Annotated in this window: 13 protein-coding genes; 10 read left to right on the top strand and 3 right to left on the bottom strand. The window is 51.5% G+C overall.

Annotated elements, in window-relative coordinates:
* Positions 1 to 195 precede the first annotated feature (195 nt).
* Positions 196 to 975 (top strand): sporulation transcription factor Spo0A, encoded by a 780-nt coding sequence (gene spo0A, locus DSM465_RS0107765; protein WP_008879797.1) that lies wholly within the window; start codon positions 196 to 198, stop codon positions 973 to 975.
* A 131-nt stretch (positions 976 to 1,106) separates the two neighbouring features.
* Here spo0A and DSM465_RS0107760 read toward each other — a convergent pair whose 3' ends face one another.
* Both DSM465_RS0107760 and DSM465_RS18885 read right to left on the bottom strand, forming a co-directional pair.
* Positions 1,107 to 1,526, bottom strand: a complete 420-nt coding sequence (locus DSM465_RS0107760; RefSeq protein ID WP_029761059.1) for a hypothetical protein — start codon at positions 1,524 to 1,526, stop codon at positions 1,107 to 1,109.
* A gap of 140 nt (positions 1,527 to 1,666) precedes the next feature.
* Positions 1,667 to 1,819, bottom strand: coding sequence for a YycC family protein (locus tag DSM465_RS18885; RefSeq protein WP_078172643.1), 153 nt, complete (start codon positions 1,817 to 1,819; stop codon positions 1,667 to 1,669).
* A gap of 108 nt (positions 1,820 to 1,927) precedes the next feature.
* Between DSM465_RS18885 and DSM465_RS0107750 the strand changes: the two genes are divergently transcribed.
* Positions 1,928 to 2,662, top strand: a complete 735-nt coding sequence (locus DSM465_RS0107750; protein ID WP_011887777.1) for a glycerophosphodiester phosphodiesterase — start codon at positions 1,928 to 1,930, stop codon at positions 2,660 to 2,662.
* 3 nt (positions 2,663 to 2,665) lie between these two features.
* Here DSM465_RS0107750 and DSM465_RS0107745 read toward each other — a convergent pair whose 3' ends face one another.
* On the bottom strand, positions 2,666 to 2,914 hold the full coding sequence (locus DSM465_RS0107745; protein WP_008879793.1) for a DUF2627 domain-containing protein: 249 nt from the start codon (positions 2,912 to 2,914) through the stop codon (positions 2,666 to 2,668).
* 139 nt (positions 2,915 to 3,053) lie between these two features.
* Here DSM465_RS0107745 and DSM465_RS0107740 point away from each other — a divergent pair, with 139 nt between their 5' ends.
* The 8 genes from DSM465_RS0107740 (at position 3,054) to DSM465_RS0107705 (ending at position 13,499) form a co-directional block, all read left to right on the top strand.
* Positions 3,054 to 5,117, top strand: coding sequence for a sigma-54-dependent Fis family transcriptional regulator (locus DSM465_RS0107740; protein WP_029761058.1), 2,064 nt, complete (start codon positions 3,054 to 3,056; stop codon positions 5,115 to 5,117).
* A 127-nt stretch (positions 5,118 to 5,244) separates the two neighbouring features.
* Positions 5,245 to 6,156 carry a phosphate butyryltransferase gene (gene yqiS / locus DSM465_RS0107735; protein ID WP_255350176.1) on the top strand — a complete coding sequence of 304 codons (912 nt, stop codon included), beginning with the start codon at positions 5,245 to 5,247 and terminating at the stop codon, positions 6,154 to 6,156.
* A gap of 19 nt (positions 6,157 to 6,175) precedes the next feature.
* Positions 6,176 to 7,276, top strand: a complete 1,101-nt coding sequence (locus DSM465_RS0107730; RefSeq protein WP_008879790.1) for a leucine dehydrogenase — start codon at positions 6,176 to 6,178, stop codon at positions 7,274 to 7,276.
* Between the two features lie 56 nt (positions 7,277 to 7,332).
* Positions 7,333 to 8,445, top strand: a complete 1,113-nt coding sequence (gene buk / locus DSM465_RS0107725) for a butyrate kinase (protein ID WP_011887774.1) — start codon at positions 7,333 to 7,335, stop codon at positions 8,443 to 8,445.
* Between the two features lie 30 nt (positions 8,446 to 8,475).
* Positions 8,476 to 9,897, top strand: coding sequence for a dihydrolipoyl dehydrogenase (gene lpdA, locus DSM465_RS0107720; RefSeq protein ID WP_011887773.1), 1,422 nt, complete (start codon positions 8,476 to 8,478; stop codon positions 9,895 to 9,897).
* A gap of 85 nt (positions 9,898 to 9,982) precedes the next feature.
* On the top strand, positions 9,983 to 10,978 hold the full coding sequence (locus tag DSM465_RS0107715) for a thiamine pyrophosphate-dependent dehydrogenase E1 component subunit alpha (protein WP_008879787.1): 996 nt from the start codon (positions 9,983 to 9,985) through the stop codon (positions 10,976 to 10,978).
* 14 nt (positions 10,979 to 10,992) lie between these two features.
* Complete coding sequence (locus DSM465_RS0107710) at positions 10,993 to 11,976, top strand: alpha-ketoacid dehydrogenase subunit beta (protein WP_008879786.1); 984 nt, start codon at positions 10,993 to 10,995, stop codon at positions 11,974 to 11,976.
* A 197-nt stretch (positions 11,977 to 12,173) separates the two neighbouring features.
* Positions 12,174 to 13,499, top strand: a complete 1,326-nt coding sequence (locus tag DSM465_RS0107705) for a dihydrolipoamide acetyltransferase family protein (protein ID WP_029761057.1) — start codon at positions 12,174 to 12,176, stop codon at positions 13,497 to 13,499.
* Positions 13,500 to 13,567 lie beyond the last annotated feature (68 nt).

Here is a 13,567-nt window from a genome sequence, read left to right as displayed (position 1 = left end):
TTAAAATGAAACGTGTAAAGATTTTTCGACAAATAAGCATTTTTTGGAAGCGAACGTTGTCTAATAGGCTCGCTTTTTGTTATAATTTTTATTTTTTGCTAATTGATGAAAAATAAAAGGATTTTTTGCCACTGTTGTCGAATGTACGTTAACGGAATATTACATAGCAAGAAAAAATGGGGGAGGACGATTGGTTTGAGCATTAAAGTGTGCATTGCCGACGATAACCGTGAATTGGTGACGTTGCTTGATGAATATATTTCGAATCAGTCGGACATGGAAGTGATTGGTACAGCATATAACGGCCAAGACTGCTTGCATATGCTTGAAGAGAAGCAGCCGGACATTTTGATTTTGGATATCATTATGCCACATTTGGACGGGTTGGCCGTGCTTGAGAAAGTTCGTACTAGCTTTGAGCACCAGCCGAACGTTATCATGTTGACGGCGTTTGGTCAGGAAGATGTGACGAAAAAAGCGGTCGAACTCGGCGCTTCCTATTTTATTTTAAAACCGTTTGATATGGAAAATTTAGTTCATCATATCCGACAAATTTACGGAAAAACCGCACCGGCTGCTAAAAAAGTAGCCCCGGCGTATCAAGCGCGCGACAATAAGCCGAAAAACTTGGATGCGAGCATTACGAGCATCATCCATGAAATCGGCGTCCCGGCCCATATTAAAGGGTATTTGTATTTGCGCGAGGCGATCGCCATGGTGTATCACGACATCGAATTGCTCGGTTCGATCACTAAAGTGCTGTATCCTGATATCGCTAAAAAATACAACACGACCGCCAGCCGTGTCGAGCGAGCCATCCGTCATGCGATTGAAGTTGCATGGAGCCGAGGCAACCTCGAATCGATTTCCTCGCTGTTCGGCTACACTGTCAGCGTCTCGAAAGCGAAGCCGACGAATTCCGAATTTATCGCGATGGTAGCCGACAAGCTAAGATTGGAACATAAGGCGTCGTAACGATGAGAGAAAATCATGGCATGACGTCAGGTGTCCCATGGATGGGACACCTTTTCCTGTTGATGATGCACAATGCGGTTCAAGGCCGGTGATTCGCCTAGTGTGCCAAAGGCGTTTCGTTTTGCCTTCTCTTATTTGTATTTATACCAAGCGATCCAGCCCTTTTCTTGATGTTTGGCTACAAATATGACTCCTTCCGACAAACTTGCACTAGGCAGCAATTTAGGGAAACGGAGTTTGACGACCCATGAATGTTGGGCGATTGGTTTGCCGCATAACGATTCGGCCATTTGAACATAAGGGGTTTTTGATTCAGCGAGCATCAGCGCTTCTTCCACTTCCCATTCACTGTACTCTTTCCCCGGATAAAGCGAAGGGATTATCGTTTTTAATGCGTGAAGAAGTTCCGGTTTGTCTGCCGAAGAAACGGGCGCGAGTTCCGAAGCATTGGGACACTGTTCGCCTGCATAGGAGTGCGTCGGATAGGCATAGAACAAGATTGAAACAAACGACAATATCAAAAAATAAACCATGAGAAGATGTTTTTTCATCTATCATCACCCCATGGTTTATATTCCCCAAATATGTAAAGAGCATAACTGTTCCATCACGCTGCTCATCGGAAAAGAGTGGAAAAGTTTAAACACAACGGTGATGGCACTCGAGTTTTTCACATTGGGATGCCAAATGGTTAGGATGGGTCATGTTCGTTTTCCTTTTTCTCGAGCTCGAGCAGTTTTTGCATTAAAATGTGCGGGGGCATATGCATCACCCGTTCAATCGGGATTCCGAGCGCTTTAGCTAGTTTTTGCGCCGTTTCCAACGAAATTTTCAGCGGTTGCATCATGTTCACCTCATTTCATCATACATTAGTTTTAGTATAACGAATGATCGTCGGCGTCGGCTAGTCCTGTTGGCCGAACGGTCATTATACACGAAAGGGAGAAGACGAATGACACTGATTTTTGCCCATCGTGGCGCGGCCGGAACTCACCCGGAAAACACGATGGTGGCGTTTCGCGAAGCGGAAAGAGTAGGGGCTGACGGCATTGAATTGGATGTACAGCTCACCAAAGACGGTGAAATCGTCGTTATTCATGACGAGACAGTCGATCGGACGACCGACGGAAGTGGCTGGGTGCATGACATGACGTACCGCGATTTGCGCAAGTTGAACGCAGCGGCGAAATGGGGAGGTCGATACGGACATTGCCCAATTCCTCATTTGGAAGAAGTGCTCGCTTGGCTCGAACCGACAAAGCTTTTCATTAACATTGAGTTGAAAAATAACCGCATTCCCTATGAAATGCTCGAACAAAAAACGATCGCCCTTGTTCGCCGCTATGGGCTTGAGAAACGGACAATTTTTTCGTCGTTCAACCATAACAGCATGCGTTTTTGCCGAATGGTTGCGCCGGAGATCGAAACAGCGCTTCTTTATATGGAGCCGCTCTACGACCCGTGGACGTATGTCAAGGTGATGAAAGCAGACGGGTTGCATCCGTACTATCGTACAGTGACGGCTACATTTGTTGCGAATGCGCAACGTCGCGGGCTGGCTGTTCGGCCGTTTACGATCAATAAGCCGGAAGCGATGAAAACAATGTTTGCCTACGGGGTTGATGCTATTTTTACCGACCATCCTCGCCGTGCGAAAGAATGGAAGGAAAAACGCCTTAACGAATGACCGTTAAGGCGTTTTTCGTTTGCGTTGAAAACGAGCTTGCACTTTGTTTCGTTTCCGGTCACGGTGCAACAAAAAACCGCCGATAAATGCCAAACCGGCAGCAAACAGCGCAAGCCCGGCGAGAAATTGCAGCCATAAGGCGGCAAACGGCGGCTGTATCACGCCAAATAGCGCATCGCGCATCCATTTAATGCCGAGCGCTGCCGCCAAGCCGGGGACAACTAAAATCAACAGCGCAATCATTCGCTCCATCGCAATCGTGTTCCTTTCCAAAAAGAAGTCGCTTCATCGACTATCATAGCGGTTATCGACTGTTTGTCAAGGAAAGAAAAAACAAGTATGATAAAAATGCCTGCAAAATTTGGCATGAAATAAAGAGTGGTGAACCGTGATGAAAAAAGTGATCATTATTGGTGCCGATGCGCGGGGGACGTCATTGCTGAAACTGCTTCATGAAGCCTCGGGATTTGCCGTCATGGCGGTGATTGATGTCGATGACAATGCCCCAGGGCTGCAGCTGGCGCGGAAGTGGGGCATCGTTGCTTCCAATGACTGGCGTCCGTGGATGGATAAACCACTTGACTTGATTATTGAAACAACCGGCAGGGCGGACGTCCTTGAAGAGATCCGCCAGTTGGCGCCCAAAGGGGCGAACATCGTTCCAAGTGCGGTTGCGAGAATGATGGCCGAGCTCGTCGAAGAAAAGGAAGCACTGATTGCTGAACTGAAAAGCGAGGCGACTCGGCGTGCACTCATTTTTCACTCGTCCCACGATGGCATGATAGTCGTTGATGAATATGCTTACATTACCGATATGAATGAAAGCGCTGCTGAGCTGCTTGAGGTGGATAAAGACAAAGTCATTGGCGAGCACATTTTATCGGTCTTGCCATCAAGCGGTTTACCGCGTGTGCTGAAAACGAGGCAGACGGAGTTTCACCAAGAAGTGGAGTTGGCTAATGGAAAAAAATTGATTACCACCCGCATCCCGATTATCGACGAGAGCGGGAAGTTGTTTGGAGCGCTTGCCGTATTCAAAGATATTACTGAACTGGTCGCTTTAGCCGAAGAAATCACGGACTTAAAAGAAATGCGCATGATGCTTGAAGCGATTATTCATTCGTCGGAAGAAGCGATCTCAGTCGTTGATGAAAACGGGAATGGCATTTTGATCAACCCAGCGTATACTCGTCTCACCGGCTTGACGAAAGAGGAAGTGATCGGAAAGCCGGCGACCGCCGACATCGCCGAAGGAGAAAGCATGCATATGCAAGTGTTGAAAACGCGCCGGCCAGTGCGCGGAGTGCGCATGAAAGTCGGCCCTAAAAACCGCGACGTTGTCGTCAATGTTGCCCCGATCATTGTTGATGGCGTATTAAAAGGGAGTGTCGGCGTCATTCATGACGTGTCGGAAATCCAGCGGCTAACGGCTGAACTGAACCGGGCGCGGCAAATTATTCGCACGCTCGAGGCGAAATATTCGTTTGCTGATATTATCGGTGAAGCCGACGAGATGAAAGTGGCGATTGAGCAGGCGAAACTGGCAGCGAAAACGCCTGTGACGATTTTGCTGCGCGGCGAATCGGGGACAGGTAAAGAGCTGTTTGCCCATGCCATTCATAATGCCAGCGATCGGAAGTATAACAAGTTTATCCGTGTCAATTGTGCAGCCATTCCGGAAACATTATTAGAGAGCGAACTATTTGGCTATGAAGAAGGGGCGTTTTCCGGCGCGAGGCGCGGCGGAAAGCGCGGGTTGTTTGAAGAAGCAAACAACGGAAGTATTTTTCTCGATGAAATTGGTGAATTGTCAGCGAGCACGCAAGCGAAGCTGCTTCGCGTCTTGCAAGAGAGAGAAATTGTTCGCGTTGGCGGAACGAAGCCGATTCCGATCAATGTTCGCGTCATTGCCGCGACGAATGTCAATTTAGAAAAAGCGATTGCCGACGGCACATTTCGCGAAGACTTATATTACCGGCTCAATCGGATGCCCATTTATATCCCGCCGCTGCGTGCCCGCAAAGAAGACATTCCGGCTCTTTGCCGACACTTGATCCAAAAGCTGAACCAAGATTACGGCCGCAACGTCGAAGGGGTGACGAACGAAGCGATGGCACGGCTTTTGGCCTATGATTGGCCAGGGAACGTCCGCGAACTTGAAAATGTGCTCGGACGGGCGATGATTTTCATGAAGTTTCACGAGGTGATGATCGATGTTGAGCATTTGCCGCCCCTTGCCACACCATCGCCGACGACAGTGTCCCGCGTCGAAGCGGAAGAACCGCTTCGGCCGCTTGATGAGATGGTCGGTGAGTACGAGGCGCGTTTGTTAGAGCGGGCGCTCCGACGTTATCATGGCAATAAAACAGCGACTGCCCGGGCACTCGGCATTTCAGTGCGCAACTTGTACTATAAATTAGAAAAATACGGACTTGACAAAAAAAGCATGCAGTAATTTTCATACAATGAAAAAAGTTGCATAATTTCATTCTCATGCAATTGTTATTTTTAAGCGCTTTCACACTTTTGTAATTGGCACGGTTTTTGCATATAAAAAAGTGCCGCACGATTTGCAGAAAAGGTTGGTGCAGACGATGAAGTTGAGATCATTAATCGAAGAGGCAAGCCAATGCCAAGGCCAGACGGTGGCGGTGGCAGCGGCGGAAGATGAAGAAGTCATCGAAGCGGTGGCGATGGCGCTTGAACATCGCCTCGGTCGGTTCGTGTTGTACGGTGACCGTGAGCGGATCGGCCGCTTGCTGAAAGAAAAGGGATGCACGCGCTCTTCCGATGTCGAGATTGTCCACGCGAATTCAATCGGTCAAGCGGCGGAGCTTGCCGTGCGCGCCGTTCATTTGAACGAGGCCGACGCATTGATGAAAGGGCACGTGCCGACAGCGACGCTCCTGAAGGCGGTGCTCAATAAAGAGTACGGGCTACGCACTGGGAGAGTTCTTTCTCATGTTGCTGTCTTTGACGTACCGGCGGCGGATCGGCCCATCATCGTGACGGATGCGGCCATGAACATCGCGCCCGATTTGGAGCAAAAAGTGCAAATTGTGAATAACGCTGTCAGCGTGGCACGGTCGATCGGCATTGAGAAGCCGAAAGTGGCGGCCTTGGCGGCGGTGGAAACAGTCAATCCGGCCATGCCGGCAACGCTTGATGCCGCTGCGCTTGCTATGATGCAAAAGCGAGGACAAATCAGCGATTGCTTGATTGATGGACCGCTTGCATTAGACAACGCTGTGTCCATGACGGCAGCGAAGCATAAGCGGATTGAGAGCGATGTGGCTGGACAGGCTGACATTTTGCTTGTTCCTGACATTGAATCCGGCAATATGTTGTATAAGTCGCTGATCTATTTTGCAAACGCACAGGTTGGAGCGGTCATCGCTGGAGCGAAGGCGCCAATCGTTTTGACGTCGCGTGCCGACTCGGCGGAAAGCAAATTATATTCGCTCGCTCTTGCGATCTGTTCGGCAACAAAATGAATGGAGGAGGCCATCAAAGATGGAATTGTTTAAATATATGGAAACGTATGATTACGAACAAGTGCTGTTTTGTCAAGATAAAGAATCGGGGTTGAAAGCGATCATTGCTATTCACGATACGACACTTGGCCCGGCATTGGGTGGTACGCGCATGTGGATGTACAATTCGGAAGAGGAAGCGCTCGAAGATGCATTGCGCCTCGCCCGCGGCATGACGTACAAAAACGCGGCAGCCGGTCTTAACTTAGGCGGCGGCAAAACGGTCATCATCGGCGATCCACGTAAAGATAAAAATGAAGCGATGTTCCGTGCATTCGGCCGTTTCATTCAAGGATTGAATGGTCGCTATATCACGGCTGAAGACGTCGGTACGACGGTTGCCGATATGGATATCATCTATCAAGAGACAGATTACGTCACTGGCATTTCACCGGAGTTCGGTTCATCTGGCAACCCATCGCCAATGACGGCTTACGGTGTTTATCGTGGAATGAAGGCGGCGGTAAAAGAAGCGTTCGGCAGTGATTCGCTCGAAGGAAAAGTTGTTGCCGTCCAAGGGGTTGGCAATGTCGCCTACCACTTGTGCCGTCATTTGCATGAAGAAGGCGCTCAACTTATCGTTACCGACATTAACAAAGAAGCGGTGGCCCGTGCCGTTGAGGAATTTGGTGCGAAAGCGGTCGACCCGAATGACATTTATGGTGTGGAGTGCGACATTTTTGCTCCGTGCGCACTTGGCGGTATCATCAATGATCAAACGATTCCGCAACTGAAAGCGAAAGTGATTGCTGGATCGGCGAACAACCAACTGCGCGAGGCGCGGCATGGTGATATCATCCATGAAATGGGCATCGTTTATGCTCCGGACTATGTGATCAACGCCGGCGGCGTCATTAATGTCGCTGATGAGCTTTACGGCTACAATCGCGAACGGGCGATGAAAAAAGTGGAACAAATTTACGATAACATTGAAAAAGTGTTTGCGATCGCTAAGCGTGATAACATTCCGACTTATGTTGCGGCCGATCGGATGGCTGAAGAACGGATCGAAACGATGCGCAAGTCGCGCAGCCAATTTTTACAAAACGGCCATCATATTTTAAGCCGCCGCAGCCGTTAACAGCGGCAAGGGGCGGTTCCCCGCCCCGCTGGCGGCAAACGGAGGGACAAACAACGATGCAAGAGCAGAAGTTCCGTATTTTAACAATCAATCCAGGTTCGACCTCAACGAAAATAGGGGTATTTGAAAATGAACGGCCGCTATTGGAAAAAACGATCCGCCACGATGCGGAGACGCTTCGGCAATATAAGACCATCATCGATCAGTATGAGTTTCGTAAGCAAACGATTTTAGCCGCTTTAGATGAAGAAGGGATCAACTTATCGAAATTAAGCGCCGTCTGCGGCCGTGGAGGGCTTCTCCGTCCGATTGAAGGCGGAACGTACCGTGTCAATGAGGCCATGCTTGAAGATTTGCGCCGCGGTTACTCCGGACAGCATGCGTCCAACCTCGGCGGCATTTTGGCGCATGAGATTGCCTCGGCGTTAAACATTCCGGCGTTTATCGTTGACCCGGTTGTCGTCGATGAGCTTGAGCCGATCGCCCGGGTCAGCGGCTTTCCACTCATTGAGCGGCGCAGCATTTTCCATGCTTTAAACCAAAAGGCCGTCGCGCGCCGTGTTGCCCGGCAGCTTGGCAAGCGGTATGATGAGTTGAACTTGATCGTCGCCCATATGGGCGGCGGCATTACGGTAGGCGCTCATAAGCAGGGACGGGTTGTCGACGTCAATAACGGTCTCGACGGGGAAGGGCCGTTCAGTCCGGAACGCGCTGGAACGGTGCCGGCTGGTGATTTGGTCGCTCTATGTTTTTCAGGTGAATATTACCGCGATGAGATCATGAGCATGCTTGTCGGCCGCGGCGGTCTTGTCGGCCATCTTGGCACGAACGATGCGGTGAAAGTCGAAAAAATGATTGAAGCCGGGGACGAGCAGGCGAAACTGGTGTATGAGGCGATGGCGTACCAAGTGGCAAAAGAAATCGGCGCGGCAAGCGCGGTGCTAGCTGGCAAAGTTGACGCCATTGTTTTGACCGGTGGACTAGCATACGGCAAATCGTTCGTCGAACAAATTACCCGCCGTGTCCAATGGATCGCTGATGTTATCGTCCACCCGGGTGAAAATGAACTGCAGGCGCTCGCTGAAGGCGCATTACGCGTCTTGTGTGGCGAGGAGGAGGAAAAAACGTATCTAGGTGAAGCGGCTTCGCCGGTTTTAGCCCGGCGTTGATGCGGCAACGGACAGAAAGGGGAAGGCAAGATGGCAAAAGAATACGATGTTGTCATTCTCGGCGGAGGCACGGGCGGCTATGTGGCGGCCATTCGCGCATCGCAGCTCGGCTTGAAAACGGCAGTCGTCGAAAAAGGAAAGCTCGGTGGCACGTGTCTGCACGCCGGTTGCATTCCATCGAAAGCGCTGCTCCGAAGCGCCGAAGTGTACGCACAAACGAAACAAGGTGAGACGTTCGGCGTCATCGCTGGTGATGTGCGCCTCGATTTTGCCAAAGTGCAGGCGCGCAAAGCGGCCATTGTTGACCAACTCCATAAAGGCGTTCAGCACTTAATGAAAAAAGGAAAGATCGATGTGTATGCTGGGACGGGCCGTCTGCTAGGTCCATCGATCTTTTCGCCGCTGCCGGGAACGGTGTCGGTGGAAATGAACGACGGCAGCGAAAACGAAATGCTCGTCCCGAAATTCGTCGTTATCGCCACCGGCTCGCGGCCGCGCACGCTGCCGGGGTTGGAGGTGGACGGCGAACTTGTCATAACGTCCGACGAGGCGCTGCAAATGGAGACGCTCCCGTCGTCCATTTTAATCGTTGGCGGCGGGGTGATCGGCATGGAATGGGCGTCGATGTTGAATGACTTTGGGGTTGACGTCACGGTGTTAGAGTATGCAGACCGCATTTTGCCGACGGAAGATGAAGATGTGTCAAAAGAAATGGAAAAACTGCTCCGCCGCCGTGGCGTTACGATTGTCACCGGGGCGAAAGTGCTGCCGGAAACATTGGAAAAAGGAAACGGCGTGACCATCCAGGCGGAACATAACGGCGAACGGAAAACATTCACGGCCGACAAGATGCTTGTTTCCGTCGGACGGCAAGCAAACATTGAAGGAATCGGTCTCGAAAACACCGACATCGTCATTGAAAATGGCTATATTCAAACGAATGAGTTTGGTCAAACGAAAGAGGCGCATATTTACGCGATTGGCGATGTTATCGGTGGCTTGCAGCTCGCCCATGTCGCCGCTCATGAAGGCATCGTTGCTATCGAACATTTGGCAGGGCACAATCCGGCGCCGATCGATTACGCGATGGTGCCACGCTGCATTTACACTCGGCCGGAAGCCGCGGCAGTTGGTTTGACGGAACAAGAAGCGAAAGCGAAAGGCTATGACGTCAAAGTCGGCAAGTTTCCGTTTAAAGCGATTGGCAAGGCGCTTGTGTTCGGGGAAGCAGAGGGATTCGTCAAATTCATCGCCGACCGGAATACGGACGACTTGCTTGGCGTTCATATGGTTGGGCCACATGTGACCGACTTGATTTCCGAAGCGGGACTCGCCCGTGTGCTTGATGCTGCTCCGTGGGAAGTGGCGCATGCGATCCATCCGCACCCGACACTCTCCGAAGCATTGGCAGAAGCTGCGCTTGCCGTCGATGGCCGAGCCATTCACTTTTAATTTTGCCGCATGAGGACGAAAGATTGGCAACAGGCAGCTTACATAATGAGCTGCAATGGATTTTTAATTAAGGGAGGTTGTTCCGATGGCGCAAAACCGTCACCAAGCGCTCGGATTAAGCGATGACACTGTGTTGCAAATGTACGAAACGATGCTTCTCGCCCGCAAGCTCGATGAGCGGATGTGGCTGTTAAACCGCGCTGGGAAAATTCCGTTTGTCATCTCGTGCCAAGGGCAAGAAGCAGCGCAAGTCGGCGCGGCGTTTGCTCTTGACCGGACGAAAGACTACATCTTGCCATATTATCGCGATATGGGCGTTGTCTTGACGTTCGGTATGACGCCGACGGAATTGATGCTTGCCGCGTTTGCTAAAGCGGAAGACCCGAACTCCGGTGGCCGACAAATGCCGGGCCATTTCGGACAAAAGAAAAACCGAATCGTCACCGGTTCCTCGCCTGTGACGACACAAGTGCCACATGCAGTTGGTTTTGCTTTGGCGGCGAAAATGGAAAAGAAAGATTTTGTCGCCTTCGTCACGTTCGGGGAAGGATCGTCGAACCAAGGCGACTTCCATGAAGGAGCAAACTTTGCCGGCGTTCATAAACTCCCTGTCATCTTTATGTGCGAAAACAACAAGTACGCCATTTCCGTGCCGATTTCGAAACAATTGGCGTGCGAAAAAGTATCCGACCGCGCCATTGGCTATGGCATGCCGGGCTATACGGTCGATGGCACGGACCCGCTTGAAGTGTACCGCGTCGTCAAGGAAGCGGCTGACCGCGCTCGCCGCGGTGAAGGGCCGACGCTCATTGAGGCGGTGACATACCGATTGACGTCGCACTCGTCCGATGACGATCACCGCGTCTACCGGACTGAGGAAGAATTGGCTGAAGCACGCGCCAAAGATCCGATCGTCTCGTTTGCCAATTACTTAAAAGAAGTCGGTGTCTTAACTGATGCGCTTGATGAAGACATTCAAGCACGTGTCATGAAACAAGTGAACGAAGCGACTGACTATGCGGAAAAAGCACCGTACGCCGAGCCGGAACATGCGCTTCGCTACGTGTATGCCGAGGAGTAAGGGGGAATTAGACGATGCCTGTTATTTCATATATTGATGCGGTCACGATGGCTATTCGCGAAGAGATGGAACGCGATTCGCGCGTGTTTGTATTAGGGGAAGACGTCGGGCGAAAAGGCGGGGTGTTTAAAGCGACGCAAGGATTGTATGAGCAATTTGGCGAAGAGCGCGTCATCGACACGCCGCTTGCCGAATCGGCGATTGTCGGTGTCGGCATCGGTGCGGCGATGTATGGCTTGCGCCCGATTGCCGAAATTCAGTTTGCGGATTTCATCATGCCTGCAGTTAACCAAATTATTTCTGAAGCGGCGCGCATCCGTTATCGTTCCAACAATGACTGGAACTGCCCGATTGTCATCCGTGCCCCGTACGGCGGTGGGGTACATGGCGCTTTGTACCATTCACAGTCGGTAGAAGCTGTGTTCGCCAACCAGCCAGGGCTGAAAATCGTCATGCCGTCGACGCCATACGATGTGAAAGGGTTGCTGAAAGCAGCAATTCGCGATGAAGATCCAGTGATCTTTTTTGAGCATAAGCGCGCTTATCGTCTCATTAAAGGGGAAGTGCCGGAAGACGACTATGTATTGCCGATCGGCAAAGCCGATGTCAAACGCGAAGGCGATGACATCACGGTGATCACATATGGGCTTTGTGTTCACTTCGCCTTGCAGGCAGCTGAACGCGTCGCCCAAGACGGCATTTCGGTCCATCTGTTGGATTTGCGCACCGTTTACCCGTTAGATAAAGAAGCGATTATCGAAGCAGCAAGTAAAACCGGGAAAGTGCTGCTCATTACGGAAGACAATAAAGAAGGCAGCGTCATGAGTGAAGTCGCCGCCATCATCGCTGAACATTGCTTGTTTGATCTCGATGCGCCGATTATGCGCCTTGCCGGTCCAGATGTTCCGGCGATGCCGTATGCGCCGACGATGGAAAAATTCTTTATGGTCAACCCGGAAAAAGTGGAAAAAGCGATGCGCGAATTAGCGGCATTTTAATGCGTGAATCAAAGACGTCTCCCGCTTCGAAGAAATCGCAAAGTGGGGAATGTTGGTTCGGTGCCGCCTGACATTGTGGAACAGAAGGAAATCCATGGAGGAATCCCATCCTGTGAAGAGGTTCCCCCCTGCCCAAAGCGGATGTGGCGGGGGATGTCACGGCAAAGACATTGCAACAGAGATAGGAGGGTATCGATGTGGCCATCGAACAATTGACGATGCCTCAGCTCGGGGAAAGTGTTACGGAAGGCACAATCAGTAAATGGCTCGTTTCCCCGGGCGACAAAGTGAACAAATACGATCCGGTTGCCGAAGTGATGACTGATAAAGTGAGCGCGGAAATTCCGTCGTCATTTGCCGGCGTCATCCGCGAGTTGATCGCCAAAGAAGGAGAAACGTTGCCGGTCGGCGCCCCGATTTGCACAATCGAAGTCGAAGGCGCTGCACCAGCTCCGGAAGCGAAGCCGACGGAAGAGACAGCAGGAACGAAAAAGGAAAATGAAAACAAAGCTCCCGCGGCTAAACAGGCTGGCAAGGCCAACAACGGCCGTTACTCCCCGGCTGTGCTCCGTTTGGCCCAAGAACATGGAATTGACCTTGAACAAGTCAAAGGCACTGGTCTTGGCGGGCGAGTGACGCGCAAAGATTTGCTTAAGTTGATCGAGTCCGGCCAAATTCCGAAAGCGGAAGCGGCAGAACAGGCGGCACCAAAGGTCGAGACGACAGCTCCGGACGTCGCTCCATCTCAGCCGGCTGCTGCCGCACAAACCGCGCCGGTGACGACGTCGACGAAGCCAGCGGCGCCAACGATCGAAGTAGGAGCGGGCGATATCGAAATTCCGGTCACCCCGGTGCGCAAAGCGATCGCTGCGAACATGCTCCGAAGCAAGCACGAAGCGCCGCACGCATGGACGATGGTCGAAGTCGACGTGACGAACCTTGTCGCTTATCGCGATGCCATCAAAGACGAATTCAAGCGGCGTGAAGGCTTCAACTTGACGTACTTTGCCTTTTTCGTCAAAGCGGTCGCTCAAGCGTTGAAAGAATTCCCGCAGCTGAATTCGGTGTGGGCCGGCGATAAAATCATCCAGCGCAAGGACATCAACATCTCGATTGCCGTCGCGACCGATGATGCGTTGTTCGTTCCGGTCATCAAGCACGCCGATGAGAAAACGATCAAGGGGATTGCCCGCGAAATCGCCGAACTGGCAGCGAAAACGCGCGCCGGCAAACTTCGTCCGGAAGATATGCAAGGCGGCACGTTCACCGTCAACAACACTGGCGCGTTTGGCTCAGTGCAGTCAATGGGTATTATCAACTACCCGCAAGCTGCCATTTTGCAAGTGGAAACAATCGTCAAACGCCCGGTCGTGAAAGACGGCATGATTGCCATCCGCGACATGGTCAACTTGTGCCTGTCGCTTGACCACCGCGTCCTAGACGGTCTCGTTTGCGGCCGCTTCCTCGCCCGTGTCAAAGCGATTTTGGAAAACATGAACAAAGACAATACACCGGTTTATTAACGGTCCCCCCATCGCCATCGGTGGCGATGGGGGTTTTTGCATGGTACGATTTCAAACTTCTTTCACAA

Origin of the sequence: Geobacillus thermodenitrificans subsp. thermodenitrificans DSM 465, from assembly GCF_000496575.1 — a bacterium.
Classification (GTDB): domain Bacteria; phylum Bacillota; class Bacilli; order Bacillales; family Anoxybacillaceae; genus Geobacillus; species Geobacillus thermodenitrificans.
Note: the sequence above shows the minus strand (reverse complement) of the source record. Positions and strands in the feature narration are given on the sequence as shown.

What these genes read in the sequence shown, in the direction of transcription:
- DSM465_RS0107760 (WP_029761059.1), bottom strand. Translation starts at nt 1,526, where the DNA reads ATGAAAAAACATCTTCTCATGGTTTATTTTTTGATATTGTCGTTTGTT.
- DSM465_RS18885 (WP_078172643.1), bottom strand. Translation starts at nt 1,819, where the DNA reads ATGCAACCGCTGAAAATTTCGTTGGAAACGGCGCAAAAACTAGCTAAA.
- DSM465_RS0107750 (WP_011887777.1), top strand. Translation starts at nt 1,928, where the DNA reads ATGACACTGATTTTTGCCCATCGTGGCGCGGCCGGAACTCACCCGGAA.
- DSM465_RS0107745 (WP_008879793.1), bottom strand. Translation starts at nt 2,914, where the DNA reads ATGGAGCGAATGATTGCGCTGTTGATTTTAGTTGTCCCCGGCTTGGCG.
- DSM465_RS0107740 (WP_029761058.1), top strand. Translation starts at nt 3,054, where the DNA reads ATGAAAAAAGTGATCATTATTGGTGCCGATGCGCGGGGGACGTCATTG.
- DSM465_RS0107730 (WP_008879790.1), top strand. Translation starts at nt 6,176, where the DNA reads ATGGAATTGTTTAAATATATGGAAACGTATGATTACGAACAAGTGCTG.
- buk (WP_011887774.1), top strand. Translation starts at nt 7,333, where the DNA reads ATGCAAGAGCAGAAGTTCCGTATTTTAACAATCAATCCAGGTTCGACC.
- lpdA (WP_011887773.1), top strand. Translation starts at nt 8,476, where the DNA reads ATGGCAAAAGAATACGATGTTGTCATTCTCGGCGGAGGCACGGGCGGC.
- DSM465_RS0107715 (WP_008879787.1), top strand. Translation starts at nt 9,983, where the DNA reads ATGGCGCAAAACCGTCACCAAGCGCTCGGATTAAGCGATGACACTGTG.
- DSM465_RS0107710 (WP_008879786.1), top strand. Translation starts at nt 10,993, where the DNA reads ATGCCTGTTATTTCATATATTGATGCGGTCACGATGGCTATTCGCGAA.